This window comes from Pseudonocardia sp. HH130629-09 (assembly GCF_001294645.1).
Classification (GTDB): Bacteria; Actinomycetota; Actinomycetes; order Mycobacteriales; family Pseudonocardiaceae; genus Pseudonocardia.
Window position 1 is genome coordinate 3196547 of the sequence record NZ_CP011868.1, and the last position, 18633, is coordinate 3215179.

13 protein-coding genes and 1 riboswitch are annotated in these 18633 nt (G+C 74.9%); of the genes, 5 read left to right on the forward strand and 8 right to left on the reverse strand.

Annotated elements, in window-relative coordinates; all coding sequences use genetic code 11:
• Positions 1–58: 58 nt before the first annotated feature.
• Entirely contained in the window at positions 59–1231 is a 1173-nt protein-coding gene (locus XF36_RS14645; protein ID WP_060712415.1) for an MFS transporter, read from the reverse strand.
• Between the two features lie 117 nt (positions 1232–1348).
• Between XF36_RS14645 and XF36_RS14650 the strand changes: the two genes are divergently transcribed.
• The 3 genes from XF36_RS14650 (at position 1349) to XF36_RS14660 (ending at position 5175) form a co-directional block, all read left to right on the forward strand.
• Positions 1349–2905, forward strand: coding sequence for an acetolactate synthase large subunit (locus XF36_RS14650; RefSeq protein WP_060712416.1), 1557 nt, complete (start codon positions 1349–1351; stop codon positions 2903–2905).
• A gap of 457 nt (positions 2906–3362) precedes the next feature.
• On the forward strand, positions 3363–4085 hold the full coding sequence (locus XF36_RS14655; protein WP_060712417.1) for a hypothetical protein: 723 nt from the start codon (positions 3363–3365) through the stop codon (positions 4083–4085).
• A gap of 106 nt (positions 4086–4191) precedes the next feature.
• Complete coding sequence (locus tag XF36_RS14660; protein ID WP_060712418.1) at positions 4192–5175, forward strand: DUF4073 domain-containing protein; 984 nt, start codon at positions 4192–4194, stop codon at positions 5173–5175.
• 68 nt (positions 5176–5243) lie between these two features.
• Here XF36_RS14660 and cobN read toward each other — a convergent pair whose 3' ends face one another.
• The gene (cobN, locus tag XF36_RS14665) at positions 5244–8888 is read right to left on the reverse strand and encodes a cobaltochelatase subunit CobN (protein WP_060712419.1); all 3645 of its coding nucleotides are present in this window, start codon (positions 8886–8888) and stop codon (positions 5244–5246) included.
• A 90-nt stretch (positions 8889–8978) separates the two neighbouring features.
• A riboswitch (cobalamin riboswitch) is annotated at positions 8979–9052 on the reverse strand.
• A gap of 153 nt (positions 9053–9205) precedes the next feature.
• Entirely contained in the window at positions 9206–10798 is a 1593-nt protein-coding gene (locus XF36_RS14670) for a PucR family transcriptional regulator (protein WP_060712420.1), read from the reverse strand.
• Between the two features lie 103 nt (positions 10799–10901).
• Here XF36_RS14670 and speB point away from each other — a divergent pair, with 103 nt between their 5' ends.
• Positions 10902–11843, forward strand: coding sequence for an agmatinase (gene speB, locus XF36_RS14675; protein ID WP_193393971.1), 942 nt, complete (start codon positions 10902–10904; stop codon positions 11841–11843).
• A 6-nt stretch (positions 11844–11849) separates the two neighbouring features.
• On the forward strand, positions 11850–13301 hold the full coding sequence (locus XF36_RS14680; RefSeq protein ID WP_060712422.1) for a sodium:solute symporter: 1452 nt from the start codon (positions 11850–11852) through the stop codon (positions 13299–13301).
• Between the two features lie 28 nt (positions 13302–13329).
• On the opposite strand, the gene XF36_RS14685 is transcribed toward XF36_RS14680, so the two are convergent.
• From XF36_RS14685 to XF36_RS14705, 5 genes are all read right to left on the reverse strand, one after another.
• Positions 13330–14385: an ABC transporter ATP-binding protein gene (locus XF36_RS14685; RefSeq protein WP_060712423.1), complete on the reverse strand. Its 1056-nt coding sequence runs from the start codon at positions 14383–14385 to the stop codon at positions 13330–13332.
• The gene (locus tag XF36_RS14690) at positions 14373–15260 is read right to left on the reverse strand and encodes a nitrilase-related carbon-nitrogen hydrolase (protein WP_202968401.1); all 888 of its coding nucleotides are present in this window, start codon (positions 15258–15260) and stop codon (positions 14373–14375) included. The genes XF36_RS14685 and XF36_RS14690 overlap by 13 nt, the downstream gene beginning before the upstream one ends.
• A gap of 82 nt (positions 15261–15342) precedes the next feature.
• Positions 15343–16509, reverse strand: coding sequence for a cupin domain-containing protein (locus XF36_RS14695; protein ID WP_060712424.1), 1167 nt, complete (start codon positions 16507–16509; stop codon positions 15343–15345).
• A gap of 13 nt (positions 16510–16522) precedes the next feature.
• Positions 16523–17518, reverse strand: coding sequence for an ester cyclase (locus XF36_RS14700; protein WP_060712425.1), 996 nt, complete (start codon positions 17516–17518; stop codon positions 16523–16525).
• Positions 17519–17613: 95 nt separating this feature from the next.
• Positions 17614–18609, reverse strand: a complete 996-nt coding sequence (locus XF36_RS14705) for a LacI family DNA-binding transcriptional regulator (protein ID WP_060712426.1) — start codon at positions 18607–18609, stop codon at positions 17614–17616.
• Between the last annotated feature and the right edge of the window lie 24 nt (positions 18610–18633).

Sequence of the window (18633 nt, forward strand, 5' to 3'; positions counted from 1 at the left end):
GCGTGATCCATCTTCTGTGGGCTGTGAGAGGCGTTCAGAAGATCACGCGGTGGCCGCCCTACAGCTCGACCAGCTCGTCACCGGGCCGGTCGCACACCACCTTGGTGGACGCCACTGGGCTGTGTGCGGTCACGGCGAGGACGAGGTCGGTGACACCGAGCCCGACCATCACCGTCGCCAGCCCGACGACGATCGTCGGCTGCCCGAAGCGCGCCACCAGGCGTCCGCTCAGGGCGGAGGTGACGGCCGAGCCCAGCGCGAACGCCGTCAGTGTGAGACCGGTCTGCAACGGGGTGTATCCCAGCCCGTTCTGCAGGTAGAGGGTGAGCACGAAGAAGATCGAGGTGAACCCGGCGAAGTAGACGGCGCCGAGCGAGGCGCCGACGGCGTAGCTGCGGGTCCGCAGCAGCGCGAAGTCGACCAGCGGGTGGCCGTGGACGCGCTTGGCCCGCCGCTCCCACGCCACGAATGCCACCAGCGCCACGACCGAGACCGCGACCAGCCACCAGGGCGCCGACGCCGGGTCCCGCTCGGCGAGCACCAGCGGCAGCATCAGCGCGACGACGGCGACACCGAGCAGCGCCGAACCGCCCAGGTCCAGCGGGCGCCGCTCCCCCGCCGGCGCGGTGTCGGCCGGCAACAGCCGGAACGCGGCGACCAGCGCCGCGACGCCGATCGGGATGTTGACGAAGAAGACCCAGCGCCAGCCGTCGGCGTCGCCGGCCCAGGCCAGCAACAGCCCGCCGAGCAGTGGGCCGACCGCGGTGGAGATCCCGACGACGGCGCCGAACATGCCGAACGCGGTGCCCCGCTCCGGACCGCGGAACAGGTCTTGGATGAACCCGACGACCTGCGGGGACAGCAGCCCGGCCGCGACGCCCTGCACCAGCCGGACCGCGACGAGCACCTCCGGGTTCGGCGCGAACCCGGCGACGGCGCTGGTGAGGGTGAACAGCGCCAGCCCGGTGACGAACATGCGACGGCGGCCACGGTCGTCGCCCAGCCGTCCGGACGCGACCAGGACCAGGCCGAACGTGAGCGCGTAGCCGGACACGATCCAGGACAGCTGCGCGGCCGAGGCCCGCAGCGCGGTCTGCATGGCGGGCAGCGCGACGTTGACGATGCTGACGTCGAGCAGGCTCATGAACCCGGCGACCAGGCAGACCGACAGTGCCCGCCAGCGTCGGGGGTCGGGGGTGTACACCTCGGGGGCGGTGCGGTCGTCGCTCACAGTCCCTCATTCCCCGCCCTGGCGCTGCGGGGCGCAACTCGAACCCGGGTCCTGCGGGCACGCGTCACATCGTGTGGACTCACCGACCATGTGGACCGTACAGATCGGGAACCGGTCGTGAGGGGCGCCGAGGCGCTGGTCGGGTCGCTCACCGCGGCCGGTGTCGACGTGTGCTTCATGAACCCGGGCACCTCGGAGATGCACTTCGTGCAGGCGCTCGACGCGGTGCCGGAGATGCGTGGCGTGCTGGCTCTGTTCGAGGGCGTCGCGACCGGCGCCGCCGACGCCTACGCACGCATCGCCGGGAAGCCCGCGGCGGTGCTGCTGCACCTGGGGCCGGGGCTGGGCAACGGGTTGGCGAACCTGCACAACGCGCGCCGGGCCGGGATCCCGCTGCTGTGCGTCGTCGGCGGGCACGCGACCGACCACGTCCGGTTCGACGCGCCGCTGCAGTCCGACATCACCGCGGTCGCACGGACCGTGTCCGGGTGGGTGCACACCAGCGGCGACGTCCGCGACGTCGCCGCCGACGCCATGCGTGCCCTCGCCACGACCGGCGAGCGCGGCGGGCAGGTCGCGACGCTGGTGCTGCCCGCCGACGTGTCCTGGTCCGAGGGCGCGTCGCTCGCCCCGCCGCTGCCGGTCACCGGGCCGGTCCCGCCGGACCCCTCACGGGTCGCCGCGGCCGCCGACGCCGTCCGCGCGCCCGGCGCGACGCTGCTGCTGGGCGGGCCCGCACTCAGCGCGGCGGGCGTCGACGCCGCCGGGCGGATCGCCGCGGCGACCGGGACACGGCTGCTGGTGGAGACCTTCCCCCGGCGCTGGGAGACCGGCGCCGGCCGGACCCGCGTCGACAAGCTGGCCTACTTCGCCGAGCAGGCGGTCGCGCAGCTGGACGGTACGTCGTCGCTGGTGCTGGCCGGGGCGCGGTCGCCGGTGTCGTTCTTCGGCTACCCGGGCGTGCCCGGGGACCTGGTGCCCGAGGGTGCCGCCGTGGTGGGGCTGGCCGACGCGACGACCGACGCGACGGCCGCGCTGGAGGCCCTCGCCGACGTCGTCGCCGGGGACGCGGCCGCCGTGCTCGCCCCGCACGAGGCGCCGGAGCCCGCGCCGGGTCCGCTCGACGTGCGGGGGCTGTGTGCCGCCGTCGCCGCGACGCTGCCGCAGGACGCGATCGTGGTCGACGAGGCGCTGACGGCGACGGCGTCGCTGGCGATGTCGTTGCAGACCGCGCCGCGGCACACCCAGCTCGCGCTGACCGGCGGCGCGATCGGGATGGGGCTGCCCGCCGCGGTGGGCGCCGCCGTCGCCGCCCCGGACCGTCCGGTGGTGGCCGTGCAGGCCGACGGCAGCGCGCTCTACACGCTGCAGGCACTGTGGACGATGGCCCGCGAGCGGCTCGACGTCACCGTCGTCCTGATCAACAACGCGGCCTACTCAATCCTGCGGGTCGAGCTCGCGCGCACCGGTGCCGGGGAGGCGGCCCACTCGGGGCGGGCGGGGCGGATGCTCGACCTCTCCGACCCGACGCCGGACTTCACCGCGCTGGCGACCGGGCTCGGGGTGCCCGCCGAGCGGGTCACCACCACCGAGGGCCTGCTCGACGCGCTGCGGCGGGCGCAGGCAGAGCCGGGCCCGCACCTGGTCGAGGCGATCGTCCCGGCGCTGGGCTGAGCGCTCCCGGCACCGACCGCACGGCCGCGCCGGCACCGCGACCCGGTCGGCGACCTGCGCCACCACGGCCAGGTCGCCGACCAGGCGCTCCCTGAATCGGCTTGACCAGCACCCGGGTTCAGGGAGCAGGGTGGTGCCGTGGTCGAGGCGCGGACGGACGGTGCGGGGGTCTGGTCCCCGGGCCGCGCGCCGACGACCGTCGGGATCCTGCTGCTGATCAGCCTGACCGCGTTCGAGGCGATGGGTGTGGGGACCGCGATGCCCGCCGTCGTCGCCGACCTGGGCGGGGTCTCCCGGTACGCCTGGCCGTTCGTGCTGTTCCTGGCCGCGGCGGTCTTCGGCACCGTCGCCGGCGGTCGCTGGTGCGACGTCCGGGGCCCGCGGGTGCCGCTCGTCGCCGCGCCGGTCCTGTTCGGGGCCCACCGGTCCGGCGGCCGGCGACCGTGGGACGGGTCTGGTGCCCGCGGCACTCGGTGCCGCGGTCGGCGTCGCCGGGCTGAGCTGGGCGCTGGAGAACCTCGACGTCGGCGGGGCGGTGGCCGGCGTCGTCGCCGTCGCGGTGCTGGTGCCGTCGCTGCGCAGGCTGCTGCCCCGCGGGACCGTCGTCGCGCGCCCGGGCATCACCGCGGTCGTCGCGGCCCGCGGCCTGGTCGCCGGGGCGTTCTTCCCGGTCGTGTCGTTCCTGCCCCTGGTGCTCACCGCGACGCACGGCTGGTCGCTGACCGCCGCCGGGACGCCGCTGATCGTCGCGTCGCTGGGCTGGTCGGGCGCCGCCGCCTGGCAGGCTCGCAGACCCGACGCCGACCGCGCACTGATGCTGCGCTCCGGGTTCGCGATGATCGCCGCGGGCCAGGTCGCGCTGGTCCCGGTCGCCGCCGGGCTGCTGCCGGGCTGGCTCGCCGTGGGGTTCTGGGGCGTGTCCGGGCTCGGGATGGGCGTGGCGTTCTCCGCGATCGCCTACCTGACCCTGGCCCACTCCGACGCCGGTGACGTCGGTGCGCACTCCTCGGAGGCCCAGCTGCTCGACCAGCTCGCGACGGCGGTGTTCGTCGGTCTGGGCGGGGCGCTGCTGGTGGCGCTGGGTTCGCCCGCGGTCGCGCTGCCGGTGCTCGTCGCGGTCGTGGCCTGTCTCTCCGGGATCGGCGCGGTGACCGCGGGGCGGACCCGCCTCCGCCCCTGAGGCGACCGGTTCGGGCCGCCGTGTCCGGATCGACACCTGCCGTCGGTCTGGTGATCACCCGGCCGGGTGAGGGTGGGCGTCGTCGTCCCCACCCCCCGGAGGTCCCGTGACCCGCCCGTCCCCCCGCATCCGCCTCGTCGCCGCAGCGGTGCTCGCCCTGTCCCTCGCCGTCGCCCCGGCCGCCCTCGCCGCTCCCCCGCCGCAGGCCGGGCCGCGGGCCGTGCTCGACGTGGTCAGCGACGTGCAGGGTGATCTGCCCGACCTCGCACACACCCTCGCGGATCTGGACGACCTCGGCCGCGACGCCGACGGCACCGGGCCCGCCGACGCGCTCGTCGTCAACGGCGACCTGGTCCCCTCCGGCACGGTCGCCGAGTACGAGGCGTTCACCGCCGCACTGGCCGCCGGTCCGCCGCGGGCCCGGACGCTTGCCGCGATCGGCAACCACGAGTACTACACCGGCGAGCCGGACGCCGTGCTCACCGAGCGGTTCCTGCGCTACACCGGGATGCCGGCGCCCTACCACCGCAGCGACGTCCGCGGGGTGCCGGTGCTGTTCCTCGGCAGCGTGGCGGCGCCGGGCGACGACGCCTACGCCGTCCTCGGCGACGAGCAGCTGGACTGGTTCGACCGCGAGCTCGACCGCGCCTCGGCCCGGCCGGGTCCGGTGCTCGTGTTCTCCCACCACCCGCTGCTCGACACCGTGTCGGGGACCCGGGGTGCCGCGGGCGCGGACAACTACTGCTGCCAGTACCCGCGACCCGAGCACGACCGGCTGCTGCAGATCATGGGCGACCATCCCGACGTCGTGTTCCTGACCGGGCACACCCACTACGACCTAGGGCTCGACGACTGGGCGGTCCGCCGCACCGTCCCGGGCGGCCACCCCGAGGGGTTCACCGCCGTCAACACCGGCTCGCTGCAGACGCAGTGGTCGACCGCGCCGGACGGCAGCGAGGTGGCCGCCCCGACCAGGGCGATGAACCAGGGGCTGCGGCTGGTCGTCGACGGCGGGCGGACCGTGGTCGAGGCGCACGACTTCGCCGCGGACACCGTGGTGAACCGGATCGAGATCACCACGGGCGGCTGACCACCGCCGACGACCCGGGCCACGACCCGCTCGACGGGGGGCGTGGCCCGGGCCGGGGCACGACGGGATCAGTCCCCCTCGATGTCGCCCTCGGACTCCAGGTAGGCCTGGCGCAGCGCGTCCAGCGTCGCCTGCTCCGGGCTCTCCCAGAGCCCGCGGTCGACGGCCTCCAGCAGTCGTTCGGCCATGCCGTGCAGCGCCCACGGGTTGGACTCGGACAGGAACTTGCGGTTGTCCGGGTCCAGCACGTACTCGGCGGTCAGCGTCTCGTACTGCCAGTCCGCGATCACACCGGTGGTGGCGTCCCAGCCGAACAGGTAGTCGACGGTCGCGGCCATCTCGAACGCGCCCTTGTAGCCGTGCCGGCGCATCGCGGCGATCCAGCGCGGGTTCACCACGCGGGCACGGAAGACCCGGGCGGTCTCCTCGTGCAGGCTGCGGGTGCGCACCGCCTCCGGACGGGTCGAGTCCCCGACGTAGGCGGCCGGCGCGGTGCCGGTCAGCGCGCGCACCGTGGCGACCATGCCGCCGTGGTACTGGTAGTAGTCGTCGGAGTCGGCGATGTCGTGCTCGCGGGTGTCGATGTTCTTGGCCGCCACCGCGATCCGCCGATAGGCGTTCTCCATGTCGTCCCGGGCCGGGACGCCGTCGAGGCCGCGGCCGTAGGCGTAGCCGCCCCAGGTGGAGTAGACCTCGGCGAGGTCGGCGTCGCCGCGCCAGTCGCGGGAGTCGACGAGCTGGAGCAGCCCGGCGCCGTAGGTGCCCGGCTTGGAGCCGAAGATCCGGGTGCGGGCGCGGCGGTCGTCGCCGGTGCGCTCGCGGTCGGCCTCGACGTGGGCGCGGACGTAGTTCTGCTCCGGGGTCTCGTGCAGCTCGGCGACCAGCTTCACCGCGTCGTCGAGCAGGGCCAGCACGTGCGGGAACGCGTCGCGGAAGAACCCGGAGATGCGGACCGTGACGTCGACGCGCGGGCGGCCGAGCTCGTCGAGGTCGATCACCTCCAGGCTGCGGACGCGGCGGCTCGCGTCGTCCCACACCGGGCGGACGCCGAGCAGGGCGAACACCTCGGCGACGTCGTCGCCGGAGGTCCGCATCGCGCTGGTCCCCCACACCGACAGGCCGACGCTGCGCGGGTACTCGCCGTGGTCGGCCCGGTAGCGCTCGACCAGCGACTCGGCCATCGCCTGCCCGGTCTCCCAGGCCAGCTTCGACGGGACGGCCTTCGGGTCGACCGAGTAGAAGTTCCGCCCGGTCGGGAGCACGTTGACCAGCCCGCGCAACGGGGAGCCGGACGGGCCGGCCGGGATGAAGCCGCCGTCGAGGGCGTGCAGCACCCGGTCGAGCTCGTGCGCGGTGGCGTCGAGCCGCGGCACGACCTCGTCGGCGGCGAAGCGCAGCACCGCACGCACCCCGTCGGCGTCCACGGCGGGGAGCACCTCGGAGCCGGCCGGGGCGGGGGTCAGGTGCTCGTCGACGACGGCGTCGACTCCGGCCGGGTCCCAGCCGCGGGACTCCATCGCCGCGACGAGGGCGCGGGCCACCTGCTCGACGGCGTCGGTGCGGGCGTTGGTCTCCGAGCCGTCCTCGACCAACCCGAGCGCCTGACGCAGGCCGGGGACGGACTGTTCGCCGCCCCACATCTGCCGGGCGCGGAGCACCGCCAGCACCAGGTCGACGCGCTGCTCGCCGGCCGGGGCCTGGGCGAGCACGTGCAGGCCGTCGCGGATCTGCACGTCCTTGATCTCGCAGAGCCAGCCGTCGACGTGCATGAGCATGTCGTCGAAGACGTCCTCGTCGGGACGCTGTTCCAGCCCGAGGTCCTGGTGCATCTGGGCCGCGGTCATCAGCGTCCAGATCTGCTGGCGGATCGCGGGCAGCTTCGCCGGGTCCAGCGCGGAGATGTTGGCGTGCTCGTCGAGCAGCTGCTCCAGGCGGGCGATGTCGCCGTAGGACTCGGCGCGCGCCATCGGCGGGATGAGGTGGTCGACCAGGGTGGCGTGCGCCCGGCGCTTGGCCTGCGTGCCCTCGCCGGGGTCGTTCACCAGGAAGGGGTAGACCAGCGGCAGGTCGCCGAGGACGGCGTCGGTGCCGCAGGAGGCCGACATCCCCAGTGTCTTGCCGGGCAGCCACTCCAGGTTGCCGTGCTTGCCGATGTGCACGATCGCGTGCGCACCGAACCCGCCCTCGGACTCCGGCGCGGCCAGCCAGCGGTAGGCGCCCAGGTAGTGGTGCGACGGCGGCAGGTCCGGGTCGTGGTAGATCGCGACCGGGTTCTCCCCGAAACCGCGCGGCGGCTGCACGATCAGCACGACGTTCCCGCGGCGCAGCGCCGCGACGACGATGTCGCCGTCCGGGTTCTGCGAGCGGTCGAGGTAGTGCTCGCCCGGCGCCTCGCCCCAGTGCTCGACGACGCCGTCGCGGAAGTCCTCGGGCAGCGTGTCGAACCAGCTGCGATAGGTCGCGGCGGAGATGCGGACCGGGTTGCCGGCCAGCTTGTCCTCGGTGAGCCAGTCCGGGTCCTGCCCGCCGGCCTCGATCAGGGCGTGCATGAGCGCGTCGCCGTCGCCGGCCTCGACGCCCGGGAACGCCGCCTCGCCCTCGGTGGCGACCGCGTAGCCCGCCGCGGCCATCGTGCGCAGCAGCGCCACCGTCGACGCCGGGGTGTCCAGCCCGACCGCGTTACCGATCCGCGCGTGCTTGGTCGGGTACGCCGACAGCATCAGCACGATCTTCTTGTCCGCGTTCGGGACCCGGCGCAGCGTCGCGTGCTTCACCGCGATCCCGGCGACCCGGGCGGCCCGCTCGTCGTCGGGGACGTAGACCGAGAGGCCGTCGGCGTCGGTCTCCTTGAACGAGAACGGGACGGTGATCAGTCGGCCGTCGAACTCAGGCACCGCGACCTGGGTGGCGACGTCGAGCGGGGACATCCCGTCGTCGTTGGCCTCCCAGGTGGCCCGGGAGCTGGTCAGGCACAGGCCCTGCAGGATCGGGACGTCGAGCGCGGCCAGCTCGGTGACGTCCCACTCCTCGTCCTCGCCACCGGCCTGGGCGCCCGCGGGCTTGGTGCCGCCCGCGGCGAGCACGGTGACGACCATGGCGTCGGCCTCGCGCAGCCGCTCCAGCAGCGCGGCCGGGGCCTGACGCAGCGACGCACACCAGATCGGCAGCGCGCGGGCACCCTTCGCCGCGATCTGCTCGCAGAGCGCCTCGATGTAGCGGGTGTTCCCGGCGAGGAACTGGGCGCGGTAGAACAGCACCGCGACCGTCGGCCCGTCGACGTCGGTGGCCGGGAGGGACAGCTCGCCCCACTCTGGCAGCTCCACCGGCGGCGCGAAGCCCTCACCGGTGAGCAGCACCGTGTCGGACAGGAACGCGTGCAGCTGCGCCAGGTTCTCGGTGCCGCCCTGTGCCAGGTAGGTGTGCGCCTGGGCCGCGACGCCCGCGGGCACCGAGGACAGCTCCATCATCTCCGCGTCCGGGGCCATCTCCCCGCCCAGGCAGACCAGCGGCGTCGCGCGGGCCCGCAGCAGGTCCAGTCCCTCCTCGAAGTAGCGGTACCCGCCGAGGACGCGGACGACGACGACGTCAGCGGCGTCGGCCATCTCGGCCAGCTCGTCGTGGGTGACCCGGTTCGGGTTGGCGAGGCGGTAGTCCGCGCCCGAGGACCGGGCCGAGAGCAGGTCGGTGTCCGAGGTGGACAGCAGGAGGATCACCGGAGGGCTCCGGGCACAGCATGGGCGCGCGTCATCGACGGACCTTCCTCGGGATCCTCGTCCCGGGTGGGGTGGCGCGGCGAACGGGCGCAGTGTCTGGCTCCCCCCGGCCGTGGCCGGGGGTCACAGTGGCGGGACCGCGCCGGACTCGCACCGGCTTCCTGGTTCCCGCTCGCCGTCTTCGGTTGTCGTCAGTCACCTTCGGTGGCGGCCCGGGGTCCCGTCAAGGTGCGCCGGACCAGGGTGGTGATCCGCACGTGCGACGGCGTGACGGGCGGGTCGGTCCGGGGGCGGAGCGGAACGGGGGCACCCCGCCGTCAGAACCGATCGACGCCCGCCCCGCCCGCGGGCGGGGTGTCGTCACCGGCCCGGCCGAGGTCGCGGGCCTGCAGCGCCAGCCACAGCTCGTGGCGGTCCTGGGCCGAGGACAACCGGCGACCGCTGAGCCGCTCGGCCGCGGCGATCCGGTTCCGCACGGTGTGCCGGTGCACGCCCAGCGCGGCGGCGGTGGCCTCCCAGTGGCCGTTGCGCTCGACGAACGCGGCCACCGCGCGCAGCAGCTGCGCGCCGCGCGGGTCGGCGTCGAACGGGCCGAGGACGGCGTCGGCGAACCCGCCGAGGCGGTCGTGGTCGAGCAGCGCGAGCAGCATCCGGCTCGACGCCACGTCCTCGGCGTGCGCGGTCCGTCCGGTCAGCCGGGCCACCGGCAGCGCCGAGCGGGCCTGGCGCAGCGACACCGCCAGCGCGCCGGGGCGCACCGCGATCCCGATCCCGGCCGGGCGGCCCGCGGCCAGGGTGGTGAGCACGGTGTCCAGGTCGACCGGCGCGGGCACGGCCAGCTCGACCCGGCCCGCGGGGTCGGCGGGCTCGGTCCCCGGGCCGTCGCGCACCACCCGGACCAGGGCGTCGGGCAGCACGGCGGCGAGGTCGGCGGCCAGCTCGTCCGGGCGCGGCGCGGCGACGACCGCGGCCCGCAGCGGCTGTTCTGACAGACCGGCGGCGGCCAGCCTGCGTCCGGCGACGGCGTCGTCGACCACGCCGCGTTCCAGGGACGCGAGCAACCGGGCCCGGCCACGGCGCACCGCGGCGTCGAGACCGGCACGGCGTTCCAGGTCCAGCGACAGCAGCGACACCAGGTCCCCGGTGACCTGGTTGGAGTGCGGTCCCGCGGCGGGCCCGTCCACCAGCAGCAGCGCCCGGATCCGGTGCGAGCCCAGCGGGTGCACCTCGCGGCGGCGCCCGCCGCCGGTCTCGACCGCCGCACCCAGCAGCCCCTGGGCACGCACGGCGGCGACGGTGCCCGCCAGGCCGGCGGCCAGGGCGTCGGCGCCGTCCGGCGGGGCGGCGGCCAGCACCCGTCCGAGCAGGTCGACGACCACCGCGGTGCGCCCGGTGGCCTGCGCGTGCACCGCGAGCACTGCCGCCGGTCCACCCGGGACGACGGCGGCCGCGGTGAGCGCCCGCTGGGTGCGCAGCGCCCACTGCAGCCGGGCCCGCTCGGCGGCGTCGCGGTGGGCGAACACGGCCCGGGTCACCGCGACGAACGGCACCCCGTCCGGGACCCCCAGCAGCGGCAGCCCGGCCCGGCGGGCGGCGGTGACCAGCTCGGCCGGGACCCGGCGGTGCGGCAGGTCCGCACCCAGCCCGAGCCCGAGCGCGACGACGCCGTGCGCGCGCAGGTGCCGGGCGTAGGCGGTGAGCCCCTCGACGTCCGACGGCAGCAGGAACCCCACGGTGAGCACCAGCTCCCCGCCCTCCAGCCACGAGCCGGGCTCGGTCAGCTCCGACACCGCGGCCGCCGCGACCACGACGTCGAGGTCGGCGTCGTCGACGGCGGCGCGCCCGAGCCGCAGCGCGGGGTCGGCGAGCAGGGTCGCGAGCGTGACACCGGACGACGGGATGGACGCCACGTAGAGGATGATCGCGCGGACTTCGACGTTTCGTCACTTCCCCCTGCGCGCCCGGTGCCCGACCGTGGGCGCACCCGAGACCGCCGCCCCGAGGAGGCCCACCGTGACCGTCGGCCCGGTCGACGCCAGCGTCGTCCCCCGTTTCGCCGGACCCACCACGTTCGCCCGGCTCCCCCGCCTCGACGAGGTGGAGCACGCCGACGTCGCGGTCCTGGGGCTCCCGTTCGACGCCGGGGTGTCCTACCGGCCCGGCGCCCGGTTCGGCCCGGCGCACGTGCGGGCGGCGTCGAAGCTGCTGCGGCCCTACCACCCGCCGCTGGGCGTCTCCCCGTTCGCCGCCCAGCAGGTGGCCGACGCCGGTGACCTCGGCATCAACCCGTTCTCGATCGACGAGGCGATCGCCACCGTCGAACAGGCCGCGGACCGGCTGCGCGCCGGTGGCACCACGCTGCTCGCGCTCGGCGGGGACCACACCGTGGCGCTGCCGCTGCTGCGGTCGGTGGCCCGCACCCACGGGCCGGTCGGCGTCGTGCACTTCGACGCCCACCTCGACACCTGGGACACCTACTTCGGGGCCGACATCACCCACGGCACCCCGTTCCGCAACGCCGCGCAGGAGGGGTTGCTCGACCCGCGGCGCTGCGTGCACGTCGGCATCCGCGGCCCGCTCTACAGCGAGCAGGACCTCGCCGACGACGAGGTCCTCGGCTTCCAGGTGATCGGCACCGACGACGTCCAGACCGACGGGGTGGCCGCCGTCGTCGAGCGGATGCGGCGCCGGCTGGGCACCGGACCGGTGTACGTGTCGGTCGACATCGACGTGCTCGACCCCGCGCACGCCCCCGGCACCGGCACCCCGGAGGCCGGCGGGCTGACCAGCCGTGAGCTGCTGCACTGCCTGCGCGGGCTGGTGGGGGTCGACGTCGTCGGCGCCGACGTCGTCGAGGTCTCCCCCGCCTACGACCACGCGGAGATCACCGGGATCGCCGCCGCCCACGTCGCCTACGAGCTGGTGTCCGTGCTCGCCGCCAACCGGAAGGGCTGATCCGCCATGGACGTCGCCGTCGTCGTGCTCTACCTCGCCGCCATGATCGCCTTCGGGTTCTGGGGGCGCCGCCGCACCACCGACCGCACCGACTTCCTCGTGGCCGGGCGCCGGCTCGGGCCGTGGCTCTACTCCGGGACGATGGCCGCGGTCGTCCTCGGCGGCGCCTCCACGATCGGCGGGGTCGGGCTCGGCTACCAGTACGGGCTGTCCGGGATGTGGCTGGTCGTCGCGATCGGCTCCGGGATCCTGGTGCTGTCGCTGGCGTTCTCCGGGCGCATCCAGCGGCTCGGGGTGTTCACCGTCGGGCAGATGCTGGAGCTGCGCTACGGCACCGGGCTCGGCGCCCCGTCCGGGATCGTCATGTGGGCCTACACGCTGATGCTGGCCGTCACCTCGACGATCGCCTACGCGACGATCTTCGGGGTGCTGCTGGACCTGCCGCGGGTGCCGTCGATCCTGATCGGCGGTGCGGTCGTGGTCGTGTACTCCACGCTGGGCGGCATGTGGTCGGTGACGCTCACCGACTTCGTCCAGTTCCTGGTCAAGACCGTCGGGATCTTCCTGGTGCTGCTGCCGGTCGCGCTGTGGCGGGCGGGCGGCTGGGACGGGCTGGTCGCCGCGGTCCCCGCCGACGCGCTGTCGCTCACCTCGATCGGCGGCGGCACGATCCTCACCTACTTCGTGACCTACGGCTTCGGGCTGCTGATCGGCCAGGACATCTGGCAGCGGGTGTTCACCGCCCGCTCCCCCGGGGTGGCGCGCTGGGCCGGGTTCGGCGCCGGGCTGTACTGCCTGGCCTACGGCGTGGTCGGCGCGCTGATCGGCACCGCCGCGCAGGTCGTCGTGCCCGGTCTGGACTCGCGCGACGACGCGTTCGCCGCGATCGTCGAGGCCGCGATGCCGCCGGTGTTGGCCGGGCTGGTGCTCGCCGCCGCGCTCTCGGCGGTCATGTCGACCTCCAGCGGCGCGCTGCTGGCGACGGCGACGGTGTTCGACCAGGACCTGCTCGGCGCGCTGCGCCGCCGGCGGGGCGCGGCCGCGAGGGACACGGGGACCGAGGACCCGGCGCACGACGAGCTGTCCGGGAACCGCTGGGCGGTGGCCGCGTTCGGCGTGGTCATGGTCGGGATCGCCTGTCTGCTGCGCGACGTCGTCGCCGCGCTCACCATGGCCTACGGGATCCTGGTCGGCGGGCTGCTGGTGCCGGTGCTGGGCGGGCTGCTGTGGCGGCGCGCCACCCGGGCCGGGGCGCTCGCCGCGATGGGCACCGGGACGGTGGTCACGCTCGCGACGATGCTCGCGCTGGGCGACCTCTACGCCAACGAGCCGGTGTTCGCCGGGCTCGGGACGGGCCTGGTCGCCTTCGTCGTGGTGTCGCTCGCGACCCGCCCGGTCGAGGCCGACGTGCGGGCCGGGTGGGACGAGCGAGTGGGCGCCGCCGCGGGACGGGACTGAGCGGCGCCCGGCGGGTCCGCCCGCACGGTCAGTCGAGACGGGCGCCGTCGGCGGCGAACAGGTGGGTGCGCTCCGGGTCCGGCGCGAGGTGCACCCCGGTGCCCCGCGCCGGTGGGCGGCGTCCGTCCACCCGGGCCACCATCGAGTGCTCGACGCCGTCGACACGGGCGCGGCCGTAGACGTAGGCGTCCGCGCCGAGCTCCTCCACGAGGTCGATCTCCAGCGGGATCCCGTCCTCGGCGAGGCGCAGGTCCTCCGGGCGGACGCCCACGGTGACCGTGTCCCCCGCCCCGCGCGGCACCGCGACGTCGACGCCGCCCAGCCGGACCCCGTCGGGGGTCACCGGCAGGCTCAGCAGGTTCATCGCCGGCGAGCCGATGAACCCGGCGACGAACGCGTTGGCCGGCCGGGCGTACAGCTCGCCGGGGGCGGCGCACTGCTGCAGCAGACCGTCCTTGAGCACGGCCACCCGGTCGCCCATCGTCATCGCCTCGACCTGGTCGTGGGTGACGTACACGGTGGTGACCCCCAACCGTCGCTGCAGCGACGCGATCTGGGTGCGGGTCTGCACGCGCAGCTTCGCGTCGAGGTTGGACAGCGGCTCGTCCATCAGGAACACCTGCGGCTGGCGAACGATCGCGCGGCCCATCGCGACGCGCTGACGCTGCCCGCCCGAGAGCGCCTTGGGCTTGCGGTCCAGGTAGGCCTCCAGGTCGAGGATGCGGGCGGCCTCGGCGACCCGGTGGGCGATCTCGGCCCTGGCGGTGCCCGCCATCCGCAGCGCGAAGCCCATGTTCTCGGCGACCGACATGTGCGGGTAGAGGGCGTAGTTCTGGAACACCATGGCGATGTCGCGTTCCTTGGGCGCGACGCCGGTGACGTCGCGCTCGCCGATCCGGATGTGCCCGCCGTCGACGTCCTCCAGCCCGGCGAGCATCCGCAGCGAGGTGGTCTTGCCGCAGCCCGAGGGCCCGACCAGGACGAGGAACTCGCCGTCGGCGATCTCGAGGTCGAGGGCGTCGACGGCGGCCCGGGTCGACCCGGGGTAGCGCCGTGTCACCGCGTCGTAGGTCACGCCGGCCATGGTGGTGGTCCTTCCGGTGGGGGGTCGGGCTCGCGGTACAGGTCGGGTCTGCGGTCGCGCAGGACGTGGTTGTGCGGGGTGAGGTGCTTGTCGCGGGCGGCGGCCGGGTCGAGGGCGGCCAGCAGCACGCCGGACTCCCCCGGCGGCGGCCCGCCGGGCCCGGCGAGCAGGTTCCCGTCGGCGTCGGCGATCACCGGCGCCTCGAACCAGGCGACCCCGCGCTCGGTGCCGCAGCGGTCCGCGGCGACCACGTGCACCCGGTACGCCCCGGCGACGGCGCGGACCTTGGCGACCTCCAGCGGGTCCTGCTCGCCGGGGGTCGGGCGCCACGGCCAGTTCACCGGCGCGGCGACGATCTCGGCGCCGTCCTGCGCGGCCCGGCGTACCCACTCGGGGAACTCCAGGTCGTAGCAGACCATCGGGGCGATCCGGCCGGCCGCGGTCGCGACCACCGGGGGTGCGGCGTCGCCGGGGGTGAACAGCGTGTGCTCGCGGTCCCACAGGTGGACCTTGCGGTAGACCGCGCGCCGCAGTCCGTCCTCGACGACGACGGCGCTGTTGTAGACCCGGCCGTCGGCGCCGCGCTCGGCGAACCCGGCCACGATGACGCAGCGCAGCTCCGCCGACAGGGCCGCGAACCGGGCGACGGTGGGCCCGTCGGCCGGTTCGGCGGCGGCCCGCGCCTCGGCGGCGTCGGCGAAGGCGTACCCGCAGACGGCGAGCTCGGGCAGGACGACCAGCCGGGCGCCGCCGGCGACCGCCTCGCGCACCGCGCGCTCGGCGATCGCCGGGTCCGGGGCGTCGATCCGCGCCGGGATCCGGCACGCCGCCACCGTCACCCGGCCGTCGGTGGCCGCCGCCGGTGCGGGGGCCACGGGCCCCGCCTCCGGTGCAGGCACCGTGGGGCCCGCCGCCGGCCCCGCCTCCGTGGGGTCCGTCGCCGACATCCCGGCCGCCTCAGTCGTCCTCGGCCGCGAACGCCAGCACCGCGGCCGGTGCGAGGTAGCCGTCGGCGTCGAGTACCCGGCCCCGGTCACGGGCACCGGCCACGACCTCGCGCGCCCACTCGTGCCGGACCCGGCCGTCGCCGCCGGTGACCACCAGCAGCTCCGCAGTGCCGGGGGTGGCGGTCCGGCCGCCCTCGGCGTCGAGCGCCGTCACCGACCGCCAGACGCCGGGCGGCACCGACAGGGTGTCCCGCGGGCCGAGCTCGACGGTGCGCGCGTCGTCGCCGGTGTTGAGGGTGACCGCCCAGTGCCCGGCCTTCACCGTCAGCACCTGGGTCGCGTCGTGCCGGTGGGTGAGCACACCGTCGCCGGGCAGGGCCCGCAGCCACGCCAGCGCGAACCCGTGCGGGTCGAGCAGCCGCGGTACGGCGGCCCGGCTCTCCACACTGCCCCAGCCGATGACCGGGGCGAGCTCGGCGCCGCCGCCGGGCAGCCGCGAGCACAGGTAGGGCTCGGCGACCCACGGCCGGTCGGCGGCGTGCACCACGCGGCCACGGAACTGCTCGCGGGTGTAGACGTCGAGCCGGTCGATCTCGGCCTGCTCCATCGGCCGGATCAGCGCGACGTCGTCGGGCAGCGCGTCCCCGGCGACGGTGTCGACGAGCCGGTTGTCCGCGGTGAGGTGCAGGCCGTGACCGGCCGCCTCGGCCAGGACCGTGGGGCCCCAGATGATGCCGCCGGTGTCGTCGCGCCCCAGGACGGTGAGCAGGATGCCGTCGTCGCCGCCGACGTTGGTGAAGCCGCGGAAGATCCACGGCGGGACCGAGACGACGTCGCCGTCGACGCTGCGGTAGGTGCCCTGGGTGCCGTCCGGGCCCCAGCGCAGCTCGTAGTCGCCGTCGAAGTTGATGAAGACCTCGGCGGTGAAGTGCAGGTGCAGGCTGTTCGTGGTGCCGTGCGGCATGCCCGCCGCACCGAGGTTGAAGCCGTGCGGCTCGCGCAGGTTGACGTGCTGGGACGCGTTCTGCGTGACCCCGAGGCCGATGAAGGAGTAGTTGTCCTTGCGGTCCGAGCCCGGGGTGCGGCAGTCGATGAACGCGGCCTTGCACGGGACCCAGTCCGCGTGCCGGACGGTGCGGCGGGCGAGCTCGCCCGCGCTGACCACCGTGTCGTGCATGTCGGTGCTCCGGTCAGTAGATGTTGGTGTCGGTGAACGCCTCGGTCCGGCCGGCGTCGATCTGCGCACGCAGCGCGATCTCGTCGAACACCCGGACCTCCTTGACGATGCGGCCGCCCTGGACCAGGAACTGCGAGACGCCGAGCAGCTCCACCTCGCCGCCGGTGAGCGGACCGAACGCGGGCGTCCCGCGGTAGGTCCCGCGCATCACCCAGGTCACCGCGATCCGCAGGCCCGCATAGCGCTCGGCGTGGTTGGTCTGGACGTCGCGGACCTCGAACCGCGCGTCCGGGAACGGCGCGACGAGCGCGAGCAGGTCGCGCTGGTAGCCGTCCGGGCGCACGACGGTCTGGTCCCCGACGGTGTGCAGGAACAGGTCACGGTGCATGTAGTCGGTGACCTTCTGGTAGCGACGCGAGTTCCAGACCTCCTCGAGGAACTCCAGCACCATCTCGCACTCGGGCCGGAAGTCGTCCGGCCGCGTGCCGCTGTCCCCGACGGCCAGCACGTCCTTCGGTGTCTGCTCGGTCATCGAGCCCTGGTAGCCGCGGAAGCGTTGCGCCCGCACCGCCTCCGCGGGGTCGATGCCCTGCTGCAGGCAGCTCGCCAGCTCGTCGCGGACCACCCAATCCTCGACCATGCGTCCGCGCCGGTACAGGCAGTTGGCGATTGTGCGCTTGCGGATCCGCCTGACCACGCCGTCGACGAGGATCTCGTCGGCGGAGAACACCAGGTGCGAGCTGAGGAACGCGTCGTCGCCGCGGGCCTCCCACACCACGTCCTCGGCCTGGCCCACGTGCTGCGGGGTGCCCGCGATGCGCATCAGGCTGCCCTCGATCACGCCGTCACGGCCGATCACGGTGCCGAGCCCGCCGTGGACGATCGAGTCCGGCTCGTAGTTGTCGACGATGTAGGACACGTCCCGCTGGACCCAGATCCGGTCGGTCACCTCGCGGATGAAGTCGTCCGGGTCGTTGTAGGGCTCATACGCGACCGGGTCGAGCGCCATGGTCGTCCTTCCTCGTCGGGATCCGTACCACGACTGTATGCGTATGCACACCTGCCGGGCAAGGGCCGCGCGGGGATTTCCGGCGGCCGGATCGGCTACGCCCGAGGAGCGGCCACGGTCGCGCGGTCGACGTAGTGCGTCGGGTACACGACGTGCCGCGGCTCGGCCGTGGGGTCGGTCAGCCGCGCGACGACCAGGCGGGCGGACTCCCGGGCGACCTCGTCGAGGTCGTAGGCGACGGTGCTGAGGCGCACCATGGCCCAGCGCGAGGTCGGCAGGTCGTCGAAGCCGACCACCGAGGTGTGACCGGGCACCGGGACGCCGGCCTCGGCGGCGGCGTCGAGCACCCCGAGCGCGACGACGTCGTTGCCGCACAGCAGCAGGGTCGGTCCGCCGGCCCGCTCGTACAGGGTGCGGAACCCCTCGCGGCCGGTGGCGAAGTCGAACGGGCCGTGCAGCACGTCGCGCTGGGCGAGCGTCAGGCCGTGCTCGTCGAGGACCGTGCGCACGACCTGCTCACGCACCTCACCGGTGCTGGTGTTGCGCGGCCCGAAGATCGCCCCGATCCGACTGTGGCCCAGCCGGACGGCCTCGTCGAGCACCTCGCGCACACCCTGCTCGGGGTCGACGGTCACCGCGTCGGCGACCACGCTGGGTGCGGTCCGGTTCAGGTAGACGAACGGCACGCCGCGGTCGCGCAGCCGGGCGGGCTGGATGGAGTCCACCGTCGTCGTGGACAGCACCACCCCGGCCAGGCCGTGCGCGGCGACCCGCTCGGGCAGCGGCGCGGTCCCGGCCGACTCGGTGATCAGCACGAGCTCGTGGCCGAGCCCCTCCAGCTCGTGGTGCAGCGGGCCGATCATGTTCGCGTAGAACTGGTTCTCCAGGTCGGCGACGACCAGCCCGATCCGGTTCGAGCGGCCCACCGACAGCGCCCGCCCGATCGCGTTGGTCGAGTAGCCCAGAGCCAGGGCCGCCTCGCGGACCTTGCGCTTGGTCGCCTCCGACACCCGGGGGTGGTCGGTGAGCGCGCGCGACACCGTCGGCTGCGAGACCCCGGCGAGCCTCGCCACGTCGCGACTGGTGACCATGTCCGCCCTTCCCCCGACCGGCCG

Bases quoted from the DNA above. Each gene is read 5' to 3' on its own strand.
- XF36_RS14680 (WP_060712422.1), top strand. From the start codon at position 11,850: ATGGACGTCGCCGTCGTCGTGCTCTACCTCGCCGCCATGATCGCCTTC.
- XF36_RS14685 (WP_060712423.1), bottom strand. From the start codon at position 14,385: ATGGCCGGCGTGACCTACGACGCGGTGACACGGCGCTACCCCGGGTCG.
- XF36_RS14695 (WP_060712424.1), bottom strand. From the start codon at position 16,509: ATGCACGACACGGTGGTCAGCGCGGGCGAGCTCGCCCGCCGCACCGTC.
- XF36_RS14700 (WP_060712425.1), bottom strand. From the start codon at position 17,518: ATGGCGCTCGACCCGGTCGCGTATGAGCCCTACAACGACCCGGACGAC.
- XF36_RS14705 (WP_060712426.1), bottom strand. From the start codon at position 18,609: ATGGTCACCAGTCGCGACGTGGCGAGGCTCGCCGGGGTCTCGCAGCCG.